Consider the following 14,646-nt stretch of genomic DNA (forward strand, 5'->3'; position numbering starts at 1 on the left):
TTGTGGCAGTTGACGATTCGCGGCCAGAGGCTGGGCAAAACAGGTAAGTAGGGTAGTGAGTGTGATTCAGAGAAACAGTTCCCCGCAGTCCGGCGGGCCCGAGCAAGTCGAATCGGGAGCGCCGACAACCGGTAGACCGAAGGGGCTGACAGCGTCTCTGATTGCGGTCGGTGTCTTGCTTCTGGCGGCAGTGGTTGCGCTCGGTGTGTTCGGCGTCCCGTACGTTCGGGCGCTCACCACCGACCGCACCACCGCCGAGATGCGTGACGACGCGCTTATCGGTGCGCAGCAAGTCGCGATCAACCTCAACAACGCGGATTCGGCCAATCTCGACCAGTCGATCGAGAACATGCGTTCTTCGGTGACCGGTGACGAGATGACGGCGTATCTGCAGACCGTTCAGGATTCCATCACCGACGAGTTGCGTAACTCGGGCTCGAAGGCTGACACCGAAGTCGTTCAGTCCGCGCTGACCGAGCTCAATACCGATGACCGGACCGCCACGGCACTGGTCCTCGTTCGAGTCACCACGACCCAGGGCAACCAGTTCGTCAAGAATCAGCTCGGCATGCGGCTGGGCATGGTCGAGGTCGACGGGGTCTGGAAGGCTCAGTCGGCTGATCCGATCGGCTCTCGGCTCGATCTCGGCTCCGGCACCCTGCCGGCCACCGACGGCTCCACGCCTGCTCCTGACGCAACGCCCGCACCCGGTTCGGGGACCGAGGCACCTGCCTCCGGTGCTCCCGCACCGACAACCGAGGGTGGTGATTCCGGTGGCCAGTAGTTCGTCGAACCTGCACACCGACATCCCTCGAAGGAGAAGCGCGTAATGCCACCCAAACGTCGTACCGGCGGACCGTCCTCCCCGCAGAACCGTCGGCCGAAGATCGCGGGAAGCGCTCGCTCGCTCAACGTCCCCGCGGGGACGTCCGATTCGGATCCGGTCGAGCCCACGATCGAACAGCCGGAAGAAGAAACACAGGAGGCTGTGAAGCCGGAGGTTGCGAAGCCGACGCTCACGAAGGCCGAGTCCGGAGAAATCGAGCCGCCGAAGACGGAAACCGACGCTCCGGAATCCACACCGGGCCCCGATCTGACCAAACCGGCGAAAACCGTCGCAGACGAGCCCCAGGCCCCTGCTACCCCGGAGACGGGCGCGGGGGAGTCGGCGACAACACCTACACAATCCAAGGCCGGTTGGCGCCTGGTCGCGATCCTGGGGGCCGCAGCGGTCATCGTCGCGATCCTCGCCGGCATCGCCTTCTTCAAAGTCGGCGCGAAGACGGACGACATCGCCTGGGTGGACGAAGGCGCCACGGCTGAAGTTCTTCGTGTGACGCCGTCGGCGTTGGCTGCAGTCTTCACGTTTTCTCCCGACACCTTCGACGCCGATTTCGACAAGGGTGTCCAGGGCCTGAACCAGTCGATGCGCGATCAGCTGACGCAGTACAAGGACACGCAGAAGGCCGGCGTCGAACAAACCCAGACGGCAACGACCGCTGATGTCCCGCTGATCGGGATCACACGGCTCGAGAAGGACCGGGCGCAGTTGCTCGCCCAACTGAACGTCAGCTCGACGCAGAACGGCGTGGCGGCAGACTCTCGCTCCGGAATGGTCATCGTGAGTCTGGAGAAGCAGGACGGAAACTGGCTGATCTCGGAGATTCGCGACCAGTAGCTCGGAGATTCGCGACCAGTAGCACCTGCGCACCAGCGCGAAGATCTGGATCGACGCACGATGTCGGTCCAGATTTTTCGTATGTGACGCCGTTGCTGGCTACACTCCCGGTGGCAGTGTTCGAATGCGCGTCACGAATGTTCGAATGCTGCGACACGCGCTCTCGCCCTTGACGGAGCGGTCCGCAAGGTCCACTCTGATCGGTGAACATGCACGGACGAGTGATCGGCAGTCTCACGTCAGTATCTGAATTCGACCCTCAGTTACACCCGACTCGACATTTCCAGAGTAAGGGTGTACTTTTGGACGTTGCGCTGGCTGCCTCCTGTCCACCCCTCGTCTCAACCGCTGCGAAGTCAAGTACTTCTTGCTTTCTGCGACGGGTTTCGTTCGGGTTGTAACCAGCGAAATTCGAAGCAGATACAGCGGCGGTCGCAACAGCACGGAGCGGCCCGCGTGAGGTGCTGGAAGGACGCATCTTGGCAGTCTCTAGCCAGACCAAGGCAGTTTCCGGAATCCCCGGAGCCCCGAAGAGGGTTTCGTTCGCGAAAGTTCGCGAACCCCTCGAAGTTCCCGGGCTTCTTGACGTACAGACAGATTCGTTCGAGTGGCTGATCGGCGCGCAGAGTTGGCGTGAACGAGCAGCGGCACTCGGCGACAATGCAGTGTCCGGTGGTCTCGAGGACATCCTCGCGGAGCTTTCTCCGATCGAGGATTTCAACGGCACTATGTCGCTGTCCTTCTCCGACCCTCGATTCGACGAGGTCAAGGCCTCGACGGACGAGTGCAAAGACAAGGACATGACCTACGCGGCGCCGTTGTTCGTCACCGCGGAGTTCATCAACAACAACACTGGTGAGATCAAGAGCCAGACGGTCTTCATGGGAGATTTCCCGATGATGACCGACAAGGGCACCTTCATCATCAACGGCACCGAGCGTGTGGTCGTCTCGCAGCTCGTGCGTTCCCCCGGTGTGTACTTCGACATGAGCGTCGACAAGAGCACCGAGAAGGATCTGCACAGCGTCAAGGTGATCCCGGGTCGCGGCGCATGGCTCGAGTTCGACGTCGACAAGCGCGACACCGTTGGTGTCCGTATCGACCGCAAGCGTCGTCAGCCTGTCACCGTCCTGCTCAAGGCACTCGGCTGGACCACCGAGCAGATCACGGAGCGCTTCGGCTTCTCCGAGATCCTCATGGCCACGCTGGAGAAGGACAACACCGCCGGCACCGATGAGGCGTTGCTCGACATCTACCGCAAGCTGCGTCCGGGCGAGCCCCCACCAAGGAGAGCGCGCAGACCCTGCTGGAGAACCTGTTCTTCAAGGACAAGCGCTACGACCTCGCTCGCGTGGGTCGTTACAAGATCAACAAGAAGCTCGGCCTGAACGCGGGTCAGCCGATCGTTGCATCCACGCTCACCGAAGAAGACATCGTCGCCACCGTCGAGTACCTCGTGCGTCTGCACGCAGGTGACACCTCGATGACGGCTCCGGGCGGCGTCGAGGTTCCCGTCGAGGTCGACGACATCGACCACTTCGGCAACCGTCGTCTGCGTACCGTCGGCGAGCTCATCCAGAACCAGATCCGCGTGGGCCTGTCCCGCATGGAGCGTGTGGTTCGTGAGCGCATGACCACGCAGGACGTCGAGGCAATCACGCCTCAGACGCTGATCAACATCCGTCCCGTCGTCGCTGCGATCAGGGAGTTCTTCGGAACCTCCCAGCTGTCGCAGTTCATGGACCAGAACAACCCGCTGTCGGGGCTGACGCACAAGCGTCGTCTGTCCGCCCTGGGCCCGGGTGGTCTGTCCCGTGAGCGCGCCGGCCTCGAGGTTCGCGACGTTCACCCGTCGCACTACGGCCGCATGTGCCCGATCGAGACCCCGGAAGGCCCGAACATCGGCCTGATCGGTTCGCTGTCGGTCTACGCCCGCGTCAACCCGTTCGGTTTCATCGAGACCCCGTACCGTCGCGTCGTCGACGGACAGGTGACCGACGAGGTCGACTACCTGACCGCTGACGAAGAAGACCGCCACGTAGTCGCGCAGGCCAACTCGGCCATCGACCGCGAGGGTCGCTTCACCGACTCGAAGATTCTCGTCCGCCGTAAGGGTGGCGAGGTCGAGTTCGTCGCGTCCTCCGACATCGACTACATGGACGTTTCGCCGCGTCAGATGGTGTCCGTCGCAACCGCGATGATTCCGTTCCTCGAGCACGACGATGCAAACCGTGCCCTGATGGGCGCGAACATGCAGCGTCAGGCTGTCCCGCTGGTTCGCAGCGAGGCACCTCTCGTCGGTACCGGCATGGAGTTGCGTGCAGCTGTGGATGCCGGCGACGTCATCATCACCGAGAAGACCGGTGTCGTGGAGGAGATCTCCGCGGACTACGTCACGGTGATGGCTGACGACGGAAGCCGCAAGACGTACCGGATGCGCAAGTTCGCGCGTTCCAACCAGGGCACGTGCGCCAACCAGCGTCCGATCGTGGACGAGGGACAGCGTGTCGAGGCCGGCCAGGTTCTGGCCGACGGTCCTTGCACCGAGAACGGTGAGATGGCGCTGGGCAAGAACTTGCTCGTCGCGATCATGCCGTGGGAAGGCCACAACTACGAGGACGCGATCATTCTGTCGCAGCGTCTCGTGGAAGAGGACGTCCTGACCTCGATTCACATCGAGGAGCACGAGATCGATGCCCGCGACACCAAGCTCGGTGCCGAGGAAATCACTCGCGACATCCCGAACGTCTCCGACGAGGTCCTCGCCGACCTCGACGAGCGCGGCATCATCCGTATCGGTGCCGAGGTTCGTGACGGCGACGTGCTGGTCGGAAAGGTCACGCCGAAGGGCGAGACCGAGCTGACCCCCGAAGAGCGCCTCCTTCGCGCCATCTTCGGTGAGAAGGCTCGCGAGGTTCGTGACACGTCCCTCAAGGTTCCTCACGGTGAGACCGGCAAGGTCATCGGAATCCGCGTGTTCTCGCGTGACGAAGACGACGATCTGCCTCCCGGTGTCAACGAGCTGGTCCGCGTCTACGTGGCACAGAAGCGCAAGATCCAGGACGGCGACAAGCTCGCCGGCCGCCACGGTAACAAGGGCGTCATCGGCAAGATCCTGCCGCAGGAAGACATGCCGTTCCTCTCGGACGGCACGCCTGTCGACATCATCTTGAACACGCACGGCGTCCCGCGTCGTATGAACATCGGTCAGGTCTTGGAGACCCACCTCGGGTGGATCGGCAAGACCGGCTGGAACGTTCAGATCGCGTCCGACGGCTCTCGTCCCGACTGGGCTGCGACCCTGCCGGAAGAGATGCTGTCCGCTCCGGCCGACTCGAACATCGCCACCCCGGTGTTCGACGGTGCGAAGGAAGACGAGCTCACCGGTCTCCTCGGCGCGACGCTGCCGAACCGTGACGGCGAGCAGATGGTCGGACCCGACGGAAAGGCCGCCTTGTTCGACGGCCGCTCCGGCGAGCCGTTCCCGTACCCGGTCTCGGTCGGTTACATGTACATCATCAAGCTGCACCACTTGGTCGACGACAAGATCCACGCTCGTTCGACCGGTCCGTACTCGATGATCACGCAGCAGCCTCTCGGTGGTAAGGCCCAGTTCGGTGGCCAGCGCTTCGGTGAGATGGAGTGCTGGGCGATGCAGGCCTACGGCGCGGCTTACACGCTGCAGGAACTGCTGACCATCAAGTCGGACGACGTGGTCGGTCGAGTCAAGGTGTACGAAGCCATCGTCAAGGGCGAGAACATCCCCGAACCCGGCATCCCCGAGTCGTTCAAGGTGCTCCTCAAGGAGCTCCAGTCGCTCTGCCTCAATGTGGAGGTGCTGTCCTCGGACGGCGCGGCCATCACGATGGCGGACGGCGACGACGAGGACTTGGAGCGGGCCGCAGCGAACCTGGGCATCAACCTGTCCAGGAACGAAGCTGCGACGGTCGACGACCTCGCGAACTAGGTTTCGGTCCCCGGGTTGCTCTTGAAAGAGCGGCCCGGGGGCGTAGTTCACATTTGAATTGGCAGTCAGGTTGCCGGGTGACCGGCAACCGTAACCCCAACGGGGAAAGGAAGTTACGTGCTCGACGTCAACTTCTTCGATGAACTCCGCATTGGCTTGGCCAGTGCAGAGGACATCCGCAATTGGTCCTACGGCGAGGTCAAGAAGCCGGAGACCATCAACTACCGCACGCTCAAGCCCGAGAAGGACGGCCTCTTCTGCGAGAAGATCTTCGGCCCCACTCGGGACTGGGAGTGCTACTGCGGTAAGTACAAGCGTGTCCGCTTCAAGGGCATCATCTGTGAGCGCTGTGGCGTCGAGGTCACTCGCGCCAAGGTTCGTCGTGAGCGCATGGGTCACATCGAACTGGCCGCACCGGTCACGCACATCTGGTACTTCAAGGGTGTTCCGAGCCGTCTCGGTTACCTGCTCGACCTGGCTCCGAAGGATCTCGAAAAGATCATCTACTTCGCTGCCTACGTCATCGTCGGTGTCGACGAGGAGCTCCGTCACAACGAGCTGTCCACCCTCGAAGCCGAGATGCAGGTCGAAAAGAAGACCGTCGCAGATCAGCGCGACGCCGATCTCGAGGCACGTGCGCAGAAGCTCGAAGCCGACATCGCCGAGCTCGAGGCAGAGGGCGCGAAGTCCGATGTCCGCCGCAAGGTCAAGGACGGCGGCGAGCGCGAAATGCGTCAGCTCCGTGACCGCGCGCAGCGTGAGCTGGATCGTCTCGACGAGATCTGGACCACCTTCACCAAGCTGAGCGTCAAGCAGCTCATCATCGACGAGCTCCTGTACCGCGAGCTGGTCGACCGTTACGGCGAGTACTTCACGGGTGCGATGGGCGCAGAGTCCATCCAGATCCTGATGCAGAACTTCGACCTCGACGCCGAGGCAGAGTCTCTCCGCGAGACCATCCGCAGCGGCAAGGGCCAGAAGAAGCTGCGTGCACTCAAGCGCCTCAAGGTGGTTGCGGCATTCCAGACCAACGGCAACTCGCCGATGGGCATGGTCCTCAACGCTGTTCCGGTGATCCCGCCGGAGCTTCGCCCGATGGTTCAGCTCGACGGTGGACGTTTCGCGACGTCCGACCTCAACGACCTGTACCGCCGCGTCATCAACCGCAACAACCGCCTCAAGCGACTGATCGACCTCGGTGCACCCGAGATCATCGTCAACAACGAGAAGCGGATGCTGCAGGAGTCGGTCGACGCCCTGTTCGACAACGGTCGTCGTGGACGTCCGGTCACCGGACCGGGTAACCGCCCGCTGAAGTCCCTGAGCGATCTGCTCAAGGGCAAGCAGGGTCGCTTCCGTCAGAACCTGCTCGGTAAGCGCGTCGACTACTCGGGTCGTTCCGTCATCGTCGTCGGTCCTCAGCTCAAGCTGCACCAGTGTGGTCTGCCCAAGCTGATGGCTCTCGAGCTGTTCAAGCCGTTCGTGATGAAGCGTCTGGTCGATCTCAACCACGCGCAGAACATCAAGTCGGCCAAGCGCATGGTCGAGCGCAAGCGCGTCCAGGTGTGGGACGTCCTCGAAGAGGTCATCGCCGAGCACCCCGTGCTGCTCAACCGTGCACCTACGCTGCACCGTCTGGGTATCCAGGCATTCGAGCCGCAGCTCGTCGAGGGCAAGGCCATTCAGCTCCACCCGCTGGTGTGTGAGGCCTTCAACGCCGACTTCGACGGTGACCAGATGGCTGTTCACCTCCCGCTGTCGGCAGAGGCTCAGGCCGAGGCACGCATCCTGATGCTGTCCTCGAACAACATCCTCTCGCCTGCTTCGGGTCGCCCGCTCGCCATGCCGCGTCTGGACATGGTCACGGGTCTGTTCCACCTGACCCGTCTCGACGAGGGTGTCACCGGTGAGCTCGTTGCTCCGACCAACGACGAGGCAGAGCAGGGCGTGTACTCCTCGCCCGCCGAGGCTCAGATGGCAGTCGACCGCGGCGCGCTCTCGGTTCAGGCTCAGATCAAGGTGCGTCTGACGCAGCAGCGTCCGCCGCGCGACCTCGAGAACGAACTGTTCCCCGAGGGCTGGAACTACGGTGACGGCTGGACCGCCACCACGACACTCGGCCGTGTGCTCTTCAACGAGCTGCTTCCGGCGGACTACCCGTTCGTCAACGAGCAGATGCCGAAGAAGCGCCAGGCGACGATCATCAACGATCTCGCCGAGCGGTACCCGATGATCGTGGTTGCTCAGACCGTCGACAAGCTCAAGGACGTCGGGTTCTACTGGGCCACCCGTTCGGGTGTCACGGTCTCGATCTCCGACGTGCTCGTGCCGCCGGAGAAGCCTGCCATCATCGAGGACTTCGAGGCTCAGGCCGACAAGATCGAGAAGCAGTACCAGCGTGGTGCTCTGGACAAGAAGGAGCGCAACAGCGCTCTGGTCACCATTTGGCAGGAAGCGACCGACAAGGTCGGCAAGGCCATGGAGGCTCACTTCCCCGACAGCAACCCGATCCCGATGATCGTGAAGTCCGGCGCAGCCGGCAACATGACTCAGGTTCGCTCGCTCGCCGGTATGAAGGGCCTGGTGACAAACCCGAAGGGTGAGTTCATCCCGCGTCCGATCAAGTCTTCCTTCAAGGAAGGCCTGACCGTTCTCGAGTACTTCATCAACACGCACGGTGCTCGTAAGGGTCTGGCCGATACCGCACTCCGCACCGCCGACTCGGGTTACCTGACCCGTCGTCTGGTGGACGTTTCGCAGGACGTCATCGTCCGCGAGGTCGACTGTGGAACAGAGCGCGGCATCGTCACCACGATCGCCGAGAAGCAGGCCGACGGCACGATGATCCGCGATGCTCACGTGGAGACCAGCACGTACGCCCGTACCTTGGCGGCCGATGCAGTCGACGCGAACGGCACCGTCATCGTCGAGCGTGGCCACGATCTCGGTGACCCCGCGATCGATGCTCTGCTCGAAGCCGGCATCACGACGGTCAAGGTCCGCTCGGTCCTGACCTGCACCACCGGCACCGGCGTTTGCGCCACTTGCTACGGCCGCTCGATGGCCACCGGCAAGCTGGTCGACATCGGTGAGGCTGTCGGTATCGTCGCCGCACAGTCGATCGGTGAGCCCGGTACCCAGCTGACCATGCGTACCTTCCACCAGGGTGGTGTCGCAGGAGATGACATCACCGGCGGTCTGCCGCGTGTCCAGGAGCTGTTCGAGGCACGTGTGCCCAAGGGCAAGGCTCCTATCGCGGACGTCACCGGTCGGGTACAGCTCGAAGACGGCGATCGTTTCTACAAGATCACCATCGTTCCGGACGACGGCGGCGAAGAGGTTGTCTACGACAAGCTCAGCAAGCGTCAGCGTCTGCGTGTCTTCAAGCACGCCGACGGTCGCGAAAGCCTCTTGGCTGACGGTGACCACGTCGAGGTCGGACAGCAGCTCATGGAAGGTGCTGCCGATCCCCACGAGGTCCTGCGAGTCATGGGTCCGCGTCAGGTTCAGATCCACTTGGTCAACGAGGTCCAGGAGGTGTACCGGAGCCAGGGTGTGTCGATCCACGACAAGCACATCGAGGTCATCGTGCGCCAGATGCTTCGTCGCGTGACGATCATCGATTCCGGTGCCACCGAGTTCCTGCCCGGTTCGCTCACCGAGCGCGCCGAGTTCGAGTCGGCAAACCGCCGCGTTGTCGCCGAGGGTGGCGAGCCCGCAGCCGGCCGTCCGGTGCTCATGGGTATCACGAAGGCGTCGCTCGCGACGGATTCGTGGCTGTCCGCGGCATCGTTCCAGGAGACCACTCGTGTCTTGACCGACGCGGCTATCAACTGCCGCTCGGACAAGCTGATCGGTCTGAAGGAAAATGTCATCATCGGCAAGCTGATCCCTGCCGGTACCGGTATCAACCGTTACCGCAACATCCAGGTTCAGCCCACCGAAGAGGCACGCGCCGCTGCTTACGCAGTGCCGTCGTACGACGACCAGTACTACAGCCCGGACGGCTTCGGCCAGAACACCGGTGCTGCAGTTCCGCTGGACGACTACGGCTTCAGCAACGACTACCGCTAAGCGTTAGTTCGTAGAAATCCCCCCACTTCGAAAGAGGTGGGGGGATTTTTCATGTCAGGAGTGGGACGTTTTCAGGAGTTGCTGCCGCTGAGGTCCGGGATGACGATCTCCTGGACGGCCCACTTGTTCCCGTCGGGGTCGGCGAAGTAGATGAACCGCCCCCAGGCCTGGTCGTCGATCGGGCTGATGTCGATGCCGCGGCTCTTGAACTCGCGCTCGGCCTCTTCGATGTCCTTGACCACTACCTGCATGCCGACGACCGAGCCGGGCTCGGCGTCGGTGATTCCCTTGCCGATGCAGATCGAGCAGGCCGAACCGGGAGGGGTCAGCTGGACGAATCGCAGGTCTTCGCTGACCGTGTGATCGTGGTCGGCATTGAATCCGAGGCGGACGTAGAAGTCCTTGGCGCGGTCGATGTCGGTGACGGGAATGGCGACCAGTTCGAGCTTGATGTCCATGACGTGCCCTTCATGTGATGGTGAATTCCGGCGACAGGTCCAGTGTTGCGGGTATTGCGGTCAGAAACGGTCCTCGTTCGGCGTCCGGATGAAACTTTCCGAATTCCTTGTTGCTCCGAGGGTGCTTCTCTCACTGCTCGACCGATCCCGAACCAGGAGCGGATACCCCGACTCCGCAGCTCTGACGCATTCCGTCGAACGTGCCGCGCACGCCGACGCTCTCGGCTACCACCGGTTCTGGGTGGCCGAGCATCACGCGGTGCCCGGGATCGGGAGCGGGTCGCCGGCAGTACTGCTTGCCGCGATCGGCGCGCATACGCGCGATATCAGACTCGGCAGCGGTGGGGTCATGCTGCCGAATCACCAACCGCTGATCGTCGCCGAGCAGTTCCTGATGCTGGAGGCTCTGTACCCGGGGCGAATCGATCTCGGCCTCGGCCGATCGCTGGGATTCACGGAGCCTGTTCGTCAGGCACTACGACGCAGCAAGGACGCTCCGGACACGTTTGTGTCGGACCTGGACGAGGTGAGGCGTTACCTGGACGGATCCGCCGCAGTGACGGCACGGCCGGCGTCGCAGACTGGGGTGCCGATCTTCGTGCTGGCGACGCGCACAGGTCTGAAAGTGGCAGCGCAGCTGGGGCTTCCGGTGGTCGTGGGTGGGCCGATACTGGGAATCGGTAGCACCGATCGGGTGGATGCGTTGGACGAGTACCGCCGAGCTTTCCAGCCCACCGACACACACCCCGAACCCTATGTGGTGGTTTCCCTCGAGGTGGCGGTTGCCGATACCACCGAGGCGGCCCGTGAGTTGCTGATCCCGGAGGCGTACGCGCTCGCAGAATCGTCACGGACAGGGGAGTTTCCGCCGCTCGTGTCGCCGGACGAGATCAGGCGCGCCCCGCGCAGTGATCGAAACGCCAGGCGCATCGAGTCGTTCACGGCTTCGGCGCTGCACGGGACGCCCGTCGAGGTGAAGCAGCAGCTTCACGATCTGGCCGAGCGAACCGGTGCCGACGAATTGCTGGCGTCCACGTCGACGTACGACCGTGACGCGCTTGCACTTTCGGACCGCCTACTGCGTGAGGTGGTTTAGCAGTGTGGTTGATCTAACGAGGCACGTGAAACTCGAGCAGAGTGGCGACGGAGTCGTCGAGTTCGGTCCACGGCACCGGTACGGAGAGGACGGCGATCGCCGAAGTCGGGAACTTGTCGCGGATACGTTGGGCCGCTTCGGAGTTTTCGTTCGATGCGAGATCGAGTGCAGTCCAGGGAATTCCGGGTTCGTGTCCGACGATCAGGAGCGTCTTGACGTGGTCGGACGTGGTTCGCGCAGCTGCAATGACGTCTGCGGGTGAGCCGCCGTAGATGGACTTCTCGAACCCGGCGGGAGCTTCGATTCCCGTCGAGGCAAGGGTTTCGACGGTCCGCCGGGAGGTGGAGCACAGAACGGCGTCGACGGGCGGGACGTTTTCACGGATCCATTCGCCGCCGATGCGGGCCTCGCGCAGGCCCCGTTCGGCGAGCGGACGCTCGTGATCACGGATGCCCTCGGGGTAGCTGGACTTGCCGTGTCGCATGAGGACGAGGGTGCGGTGGTCGGCCATGCGTTCACGGTATCCGCTTTGTGCCCGTCAGTCCGGTTACTCTGGATGGTCAGGACCTTGAAGGAGGTTTTCGATGGCCGGTAAGAAGCTCGATCGAACTAATGCCCGAACTGCACTCGAGGTGGTACGAGAAAGCCCCACCATCGCTTTCATCACCGTTGCCCCGGCAGTGGTCGTGTTCGGCGTGGTGTGGTGGCTCTTCGGTTTCTGGGCCGCGATTCTTCTTGCGTTGGTGTTCGGTGTCGCGGCTGTCGCGACCCAGAAACTGCGTTAGAGGGCGCTCACCTGCGCAACTGCGCGGAGCGCTTCGCCGACCAGGAACCAGACCGTGACGGTCTTGTCGTCGACGCGGCTGCGCAGGACGACGTCGTCGCTGGAGACGATGGGGGAGAGGTACTCGATCAGTGCTCGATGCGGAACTGTCCGTAGTTCGGTGCGAGCGCTGAGGACCTCTTCGACTGCCTGCCAGTAGACGGCGTTGTTGACGTGGTCGAACGGGTCGATATCCGTGGCGCGCAGAGCGAACGGCGTGTCCAGAACACCGGCGTCGTCCGCCTCCGGTGCGTTCTCGGCGAGGACTCGCTTCCACTTCAGGCGATGCTCGTCGGTGGATTCCTCCAGTGGCCGCATGAAGTCGTCACTCATCCGCGTGGGCATGCCCGACTCGGCGCTGATGTTGATCCAGAAGCCTTCGGTTTCCATCAGCGCGCCGTTGCTGCCGTCGAAGCGCACACGCATGTTCGCCCATCTCGTGGAGAAGCCGGAGCACCAGCGAGTCATCGTCAACTCTTCCGGCCAGATCGCCGGGCGTACGACGTCGACGACCGTACGACGCACTATCCAGAGCGGATGGGTGTCGATGGCTCCCGCGGCCTCGATGTTGTCGTTGCCGATGTCCTGCAGGTAGCGGGCGACGGCGTCGAGCCTGACCTGCTTGGCGACGTCGATGTCGCCGGTGCGGACCGGGCGTGACTTGACGAAGATCGGTCCTCGGTCCGGCTGTTGCGCGAGCGTGAGATCTGGGTTCACGTGAGATTCCTGTTCGCTGGAGTGAGCCGATTCTGTCAGGCTTTTCAGCGAGTGGCGATTATCTGCTTTCCGCAGCCGGAGCCGTCGACCATTCGTGCCACGGCGACGGCGGTGTCGGCAAGGGGATGAACGGAGTCGATCACCGGGGTGATGTCACCTGCGTCGATCATCTGCGTCAGGACCTCCAGATCGTCGGCGTTCTCCGAAGCGATGAAGGTGCCCATTTTCTGAGATATGAACGGAGACAAGCACTGTGCGCGTATTTGGCGATCGGTTCCGCCGAGCCACCGTCCGCCGTTCTCGCCGCCGACGATCACCAGCGTTCCGGTGCGTGTGAGCGCCCGTCGAAGATCTCGCAGTCGGCGGTTGCCGCCGGTGTCGATGATGACGTCGTACCGATGCGATCCGTCGGTGGCGTCGTCGACGCGGTAGTCGAGAACCTCGTCGGCACCGATGGAGCGGACGGTATCGGTTTTCGAGGTGCTGCACACGCCGGTGACGTGAGCGCCCATGGTTTTTGCCACCTGCACCGCGTAGATCCCGACGCCACCGGATGCGCCGAGTACGAGGACGGATTGGCCCGCCTGCACGCGGCCGTGGTCGCGCACGGCTTGCAACGCTGTGAGGGCGGAGACCGGCACCGCTGCTGCTTGTGCGAACGACAACCGGGCAGGTTTTGCGGCAATCTTCGTCTCGAGTGCGCGTGCGTACTCCGCGAACGAACCGACCGCGATCCCGTATACCTCCTGGCCGACTGCCACGCGGGTCACCGAACTGCCGACGGCCTCGACTCGGCCGGATACGTCCAGTCCGCGTACCCGGTTCCTAGGTCTGCGCAGCCCGAAACCCGCGAGGCGCAACGGATATGGCAGTCCGGCCATGAGATGCCATGCCCCGCGGTCGACGGACGCGGCCTCGACGCGTATCAGCACTTCGTTGTCGGCGACAGTGGGGCGCGGAATGTGGTCGACGTAGAGAACGTCGGCCTCGCCGTAGCGATCCTGTACGACGGCGGTCATCAGTTCCTTCGGCATGCGAGTCTCCGTTCGTCGAATACTTACAGCGTAAGTATTGCACTTACGGTGTAAGTTCTGTCAACGTGGAGAAGCGCGCAAGATTGACCCGAGACGACGTCGTACACGCTGCTGTCGCGCTTGCCGATTCCGTCGGAATCGATTCGATGACCATGCGGAAGTTGGGCACCGAACTGGGCGTCGAAGCGATGTCTCTGTACAACCATGTTTCGGACAAGGGGGATCTGCTCGACGGAATGGTCGATGCGGTCTTCGCGGAGATCGATCTGCCGACGCCGGGACGCCCGTGGCGCACGGAACTTCACGTGCGAGCGGTATCGACAAGGGAAGTGTTGGGGAGGCACCCGTGGGCAACTCCGTTGATGGAGTCCCGAACGACGCCTGGTCCCGCGACCCTGCGCCACCACGATGCCGTCATCGGAACGCTACGCGCCGCCGACTTTCCCGTCGCCCTTGCTGCGCATGCCTTTTCGATCATGGATGCGTACATCTACGGCTTCGTGCTGCAAGAAGTGAGCTTGCCGTTCGAAACAGCGCAGGAAACGACGGAACTGGCGAAGGCGATCATGGGCTCGTTCGAGAGCGGTCAGTATCCGCACCTGGCCGAGTTGACCACCGAGCACGTCCTTGCTCCGGGATACAGCTACGCCGCCGAATTCGCTTTCGGTCTCGATCTGATTCTCGACGGACTCGAACGTCTGCACATCGGGAGCGAACGATGATCTGACGTGAGTACCGGGTTAAAGTCGAGAAAACCGGGTTACCGGTCCAGACTTCAGATGTCCCGAAGAGGAGCTTT

The 14,646-nt window shown here is 62.9% G+C and carries 10 protein-coding genes and 1 pseudogene; 7 read left to right on the forward strand and 4 right to left on the reverse strand.

The genetic code is table 11. The features are described 5' to 3' along the window. Positions 1-55 precede the first annotated feature (55 nt). The 4 genes and pseudogenes from EHW12_RS08560 to EHW12_RS08575 all read left to right on the forward strand — a co-directional run bounded on the left by EHW12_RS08560 (position 56) and on the right by EHW12_RS08575 (position 9,719). Entirely contained in the window at positions 56-784 is a 729-nt protein-coding gene (locus EHW12_RS08560) for a hypothetical protein (protein WP_125050494.1), read from the forward strand. 45 nt (positions 785-829) lie between these two features. Then, positions 830-1,678, forward strand: a complete 849-nt coding sequence (locus EHW12_RS08565; RefSeq protein WP_125050495.1) for a hypothetical protein — start codon at positions 830-832, stop codon at positions 1,676-1,678. Positions 1,679-2,406: 728 nt separating this feature from the next. Beyond that, a pseudogene (locus tag EHW12_RS08570) lies at positions 2,407-5,645 on the forward strand (DNA-directed RNA polymerase subunit beta). Between the two features lie 117 nt (positions 5,646-5,762). Beyond that, positions 5,763-9,719: a DNA-directed RNA polymerase subunit beta' gene (locus EHW12_RS08575; protein WP_003941914.1), complete on the forward strand. Its 3,957-nt coding sequence runs from the start codon at positions 5,763-5,765 to the stop codon at positions 9,717-9,719. A 71-nt stretch (positions 9,720-9,790) separates the two neighbouring features. Here EHW12_RS08575 and EHW12_RS08580 read toward each other — a convergent pair whose 3' ends face one another. Continuing rightward, on the reverse strand, positions 9,791-10,177 hold the full coding sequence (locus tag EHW12_RS08580; RefSeq protein WP_003942070.1) for a glyoxalase superfamily protein: 387 nt from the start codon (positions 10,175-10,177) through the stop codon (positions 9,791-9,793). Between the two features lie 88 nt (positions 10,178-10,265). Here EHW12_RS08580 and EHW12_RS08585 point away from each other — a divergent pair, with 88 nt between their 5' ends. Next, positions 10,266-11,273, forward strand: coding sequence for an LLM class flavin-dependent oxidoreductase (locus tag EHW12_RS08585; protein WP_058227495.1), 1,008 nt, complete (start codon positions 10,266-10,268; stop codon positions 11,271-11,273). Between the two features lie 13 nt (positions 11,274-11,286). On the opposite strand, the gene EHW12_RS08590 is transcribed toward EHW12_RS08585, so the two are convergent. Beyond that, positions 11,287-11,784, reverse strand: coding sequence for a histidine phosphatase family protein (locus tag EHW12_RS08590; RefSeq protein WP_007728426.1), 498 nt, complete (start codon positions 11,782-11,784; stop codon positions 11,287-11,289). Between the two features lie 73 nt (positions 11,785-11,857). On the opposite strand from EHW12_RS08590, the gene EHW12_RS08595 reads away from it, so the two are divergent. Continuing rightward, positions 11,858-12,058, forward strand: coding sequence for a hypothetical protein (locus EHW12_RS08595; RefSeq protein WP_003941897.1), 201 nt, complete (start codon positions 11,858-11,860; stop codon positions 12,056-12,058). Here EHW12_RS08595 and EHW12_RS08600 read toward each other — a convergent pair. Together EHW12_RS08600 and EHW12_RS08605 are read right to left on the reverse strand one after the other, a co-directional pair. Then, complete coding sequence (locus EHW12_RS08600) at positions 12,055-12,813, reverse strand: acyl-ACP thioesterase domain-containing protein (protein ID WP_007728423.1); 759 nt, start codon at positions 12,811-12,813, stop codon at positions 12,055-12,057. The two genes, EHW12_RS08595 and EHW12_RS08600, sit on opposite strands and share 4 nt — an antisense overlap. A 44-nt stretch (positions 12,814-12,857) precedes the next feature. Further along, the gene (locus tag EHW12_RS08605; RefSeq protein ID WP_125050496.1) at positions 12,858-13,847 is read right to left on the reverse strand and encodes an NAD(P)-dependent alcohol dehydrogenase; all 990 of its coding nucleotides are present in this window, start codon (positions 13,845-13,847) and stop codon (positions 12,858-12,860) included. Positions 13,848-13,912: 65 nt separating this feature from the next. On the opposite strand from EHW12_RS08605, the gene EHW12_RS08610 reads away from it, so the two are divergent. Then, on the forward strand, positions 13,913-14,569 hold the full coding sequence (locus tag EHW12_RS08610; protein ID WP_003941871.1) for a TetR/AcrR family transcriptional regulator: 657 nt from the start codon (positions 13,913-13,915) through the stop codon (positions 14,567-14,569). The last annotated feature ends 77 nt before the right edge of the window (positions 14,570-14,646 follow it).

Source organism: Rhodococcus sp. NJ-530, assembly GCF_003860625.1.
GTDB classification, from domain to species: Bacteria; Actinomycetota; Actinomycetes; order Mycobacteriales; family Mycobacteriaceae; genus Rhodococcus_F; species Rhodococcus_F qingshengii.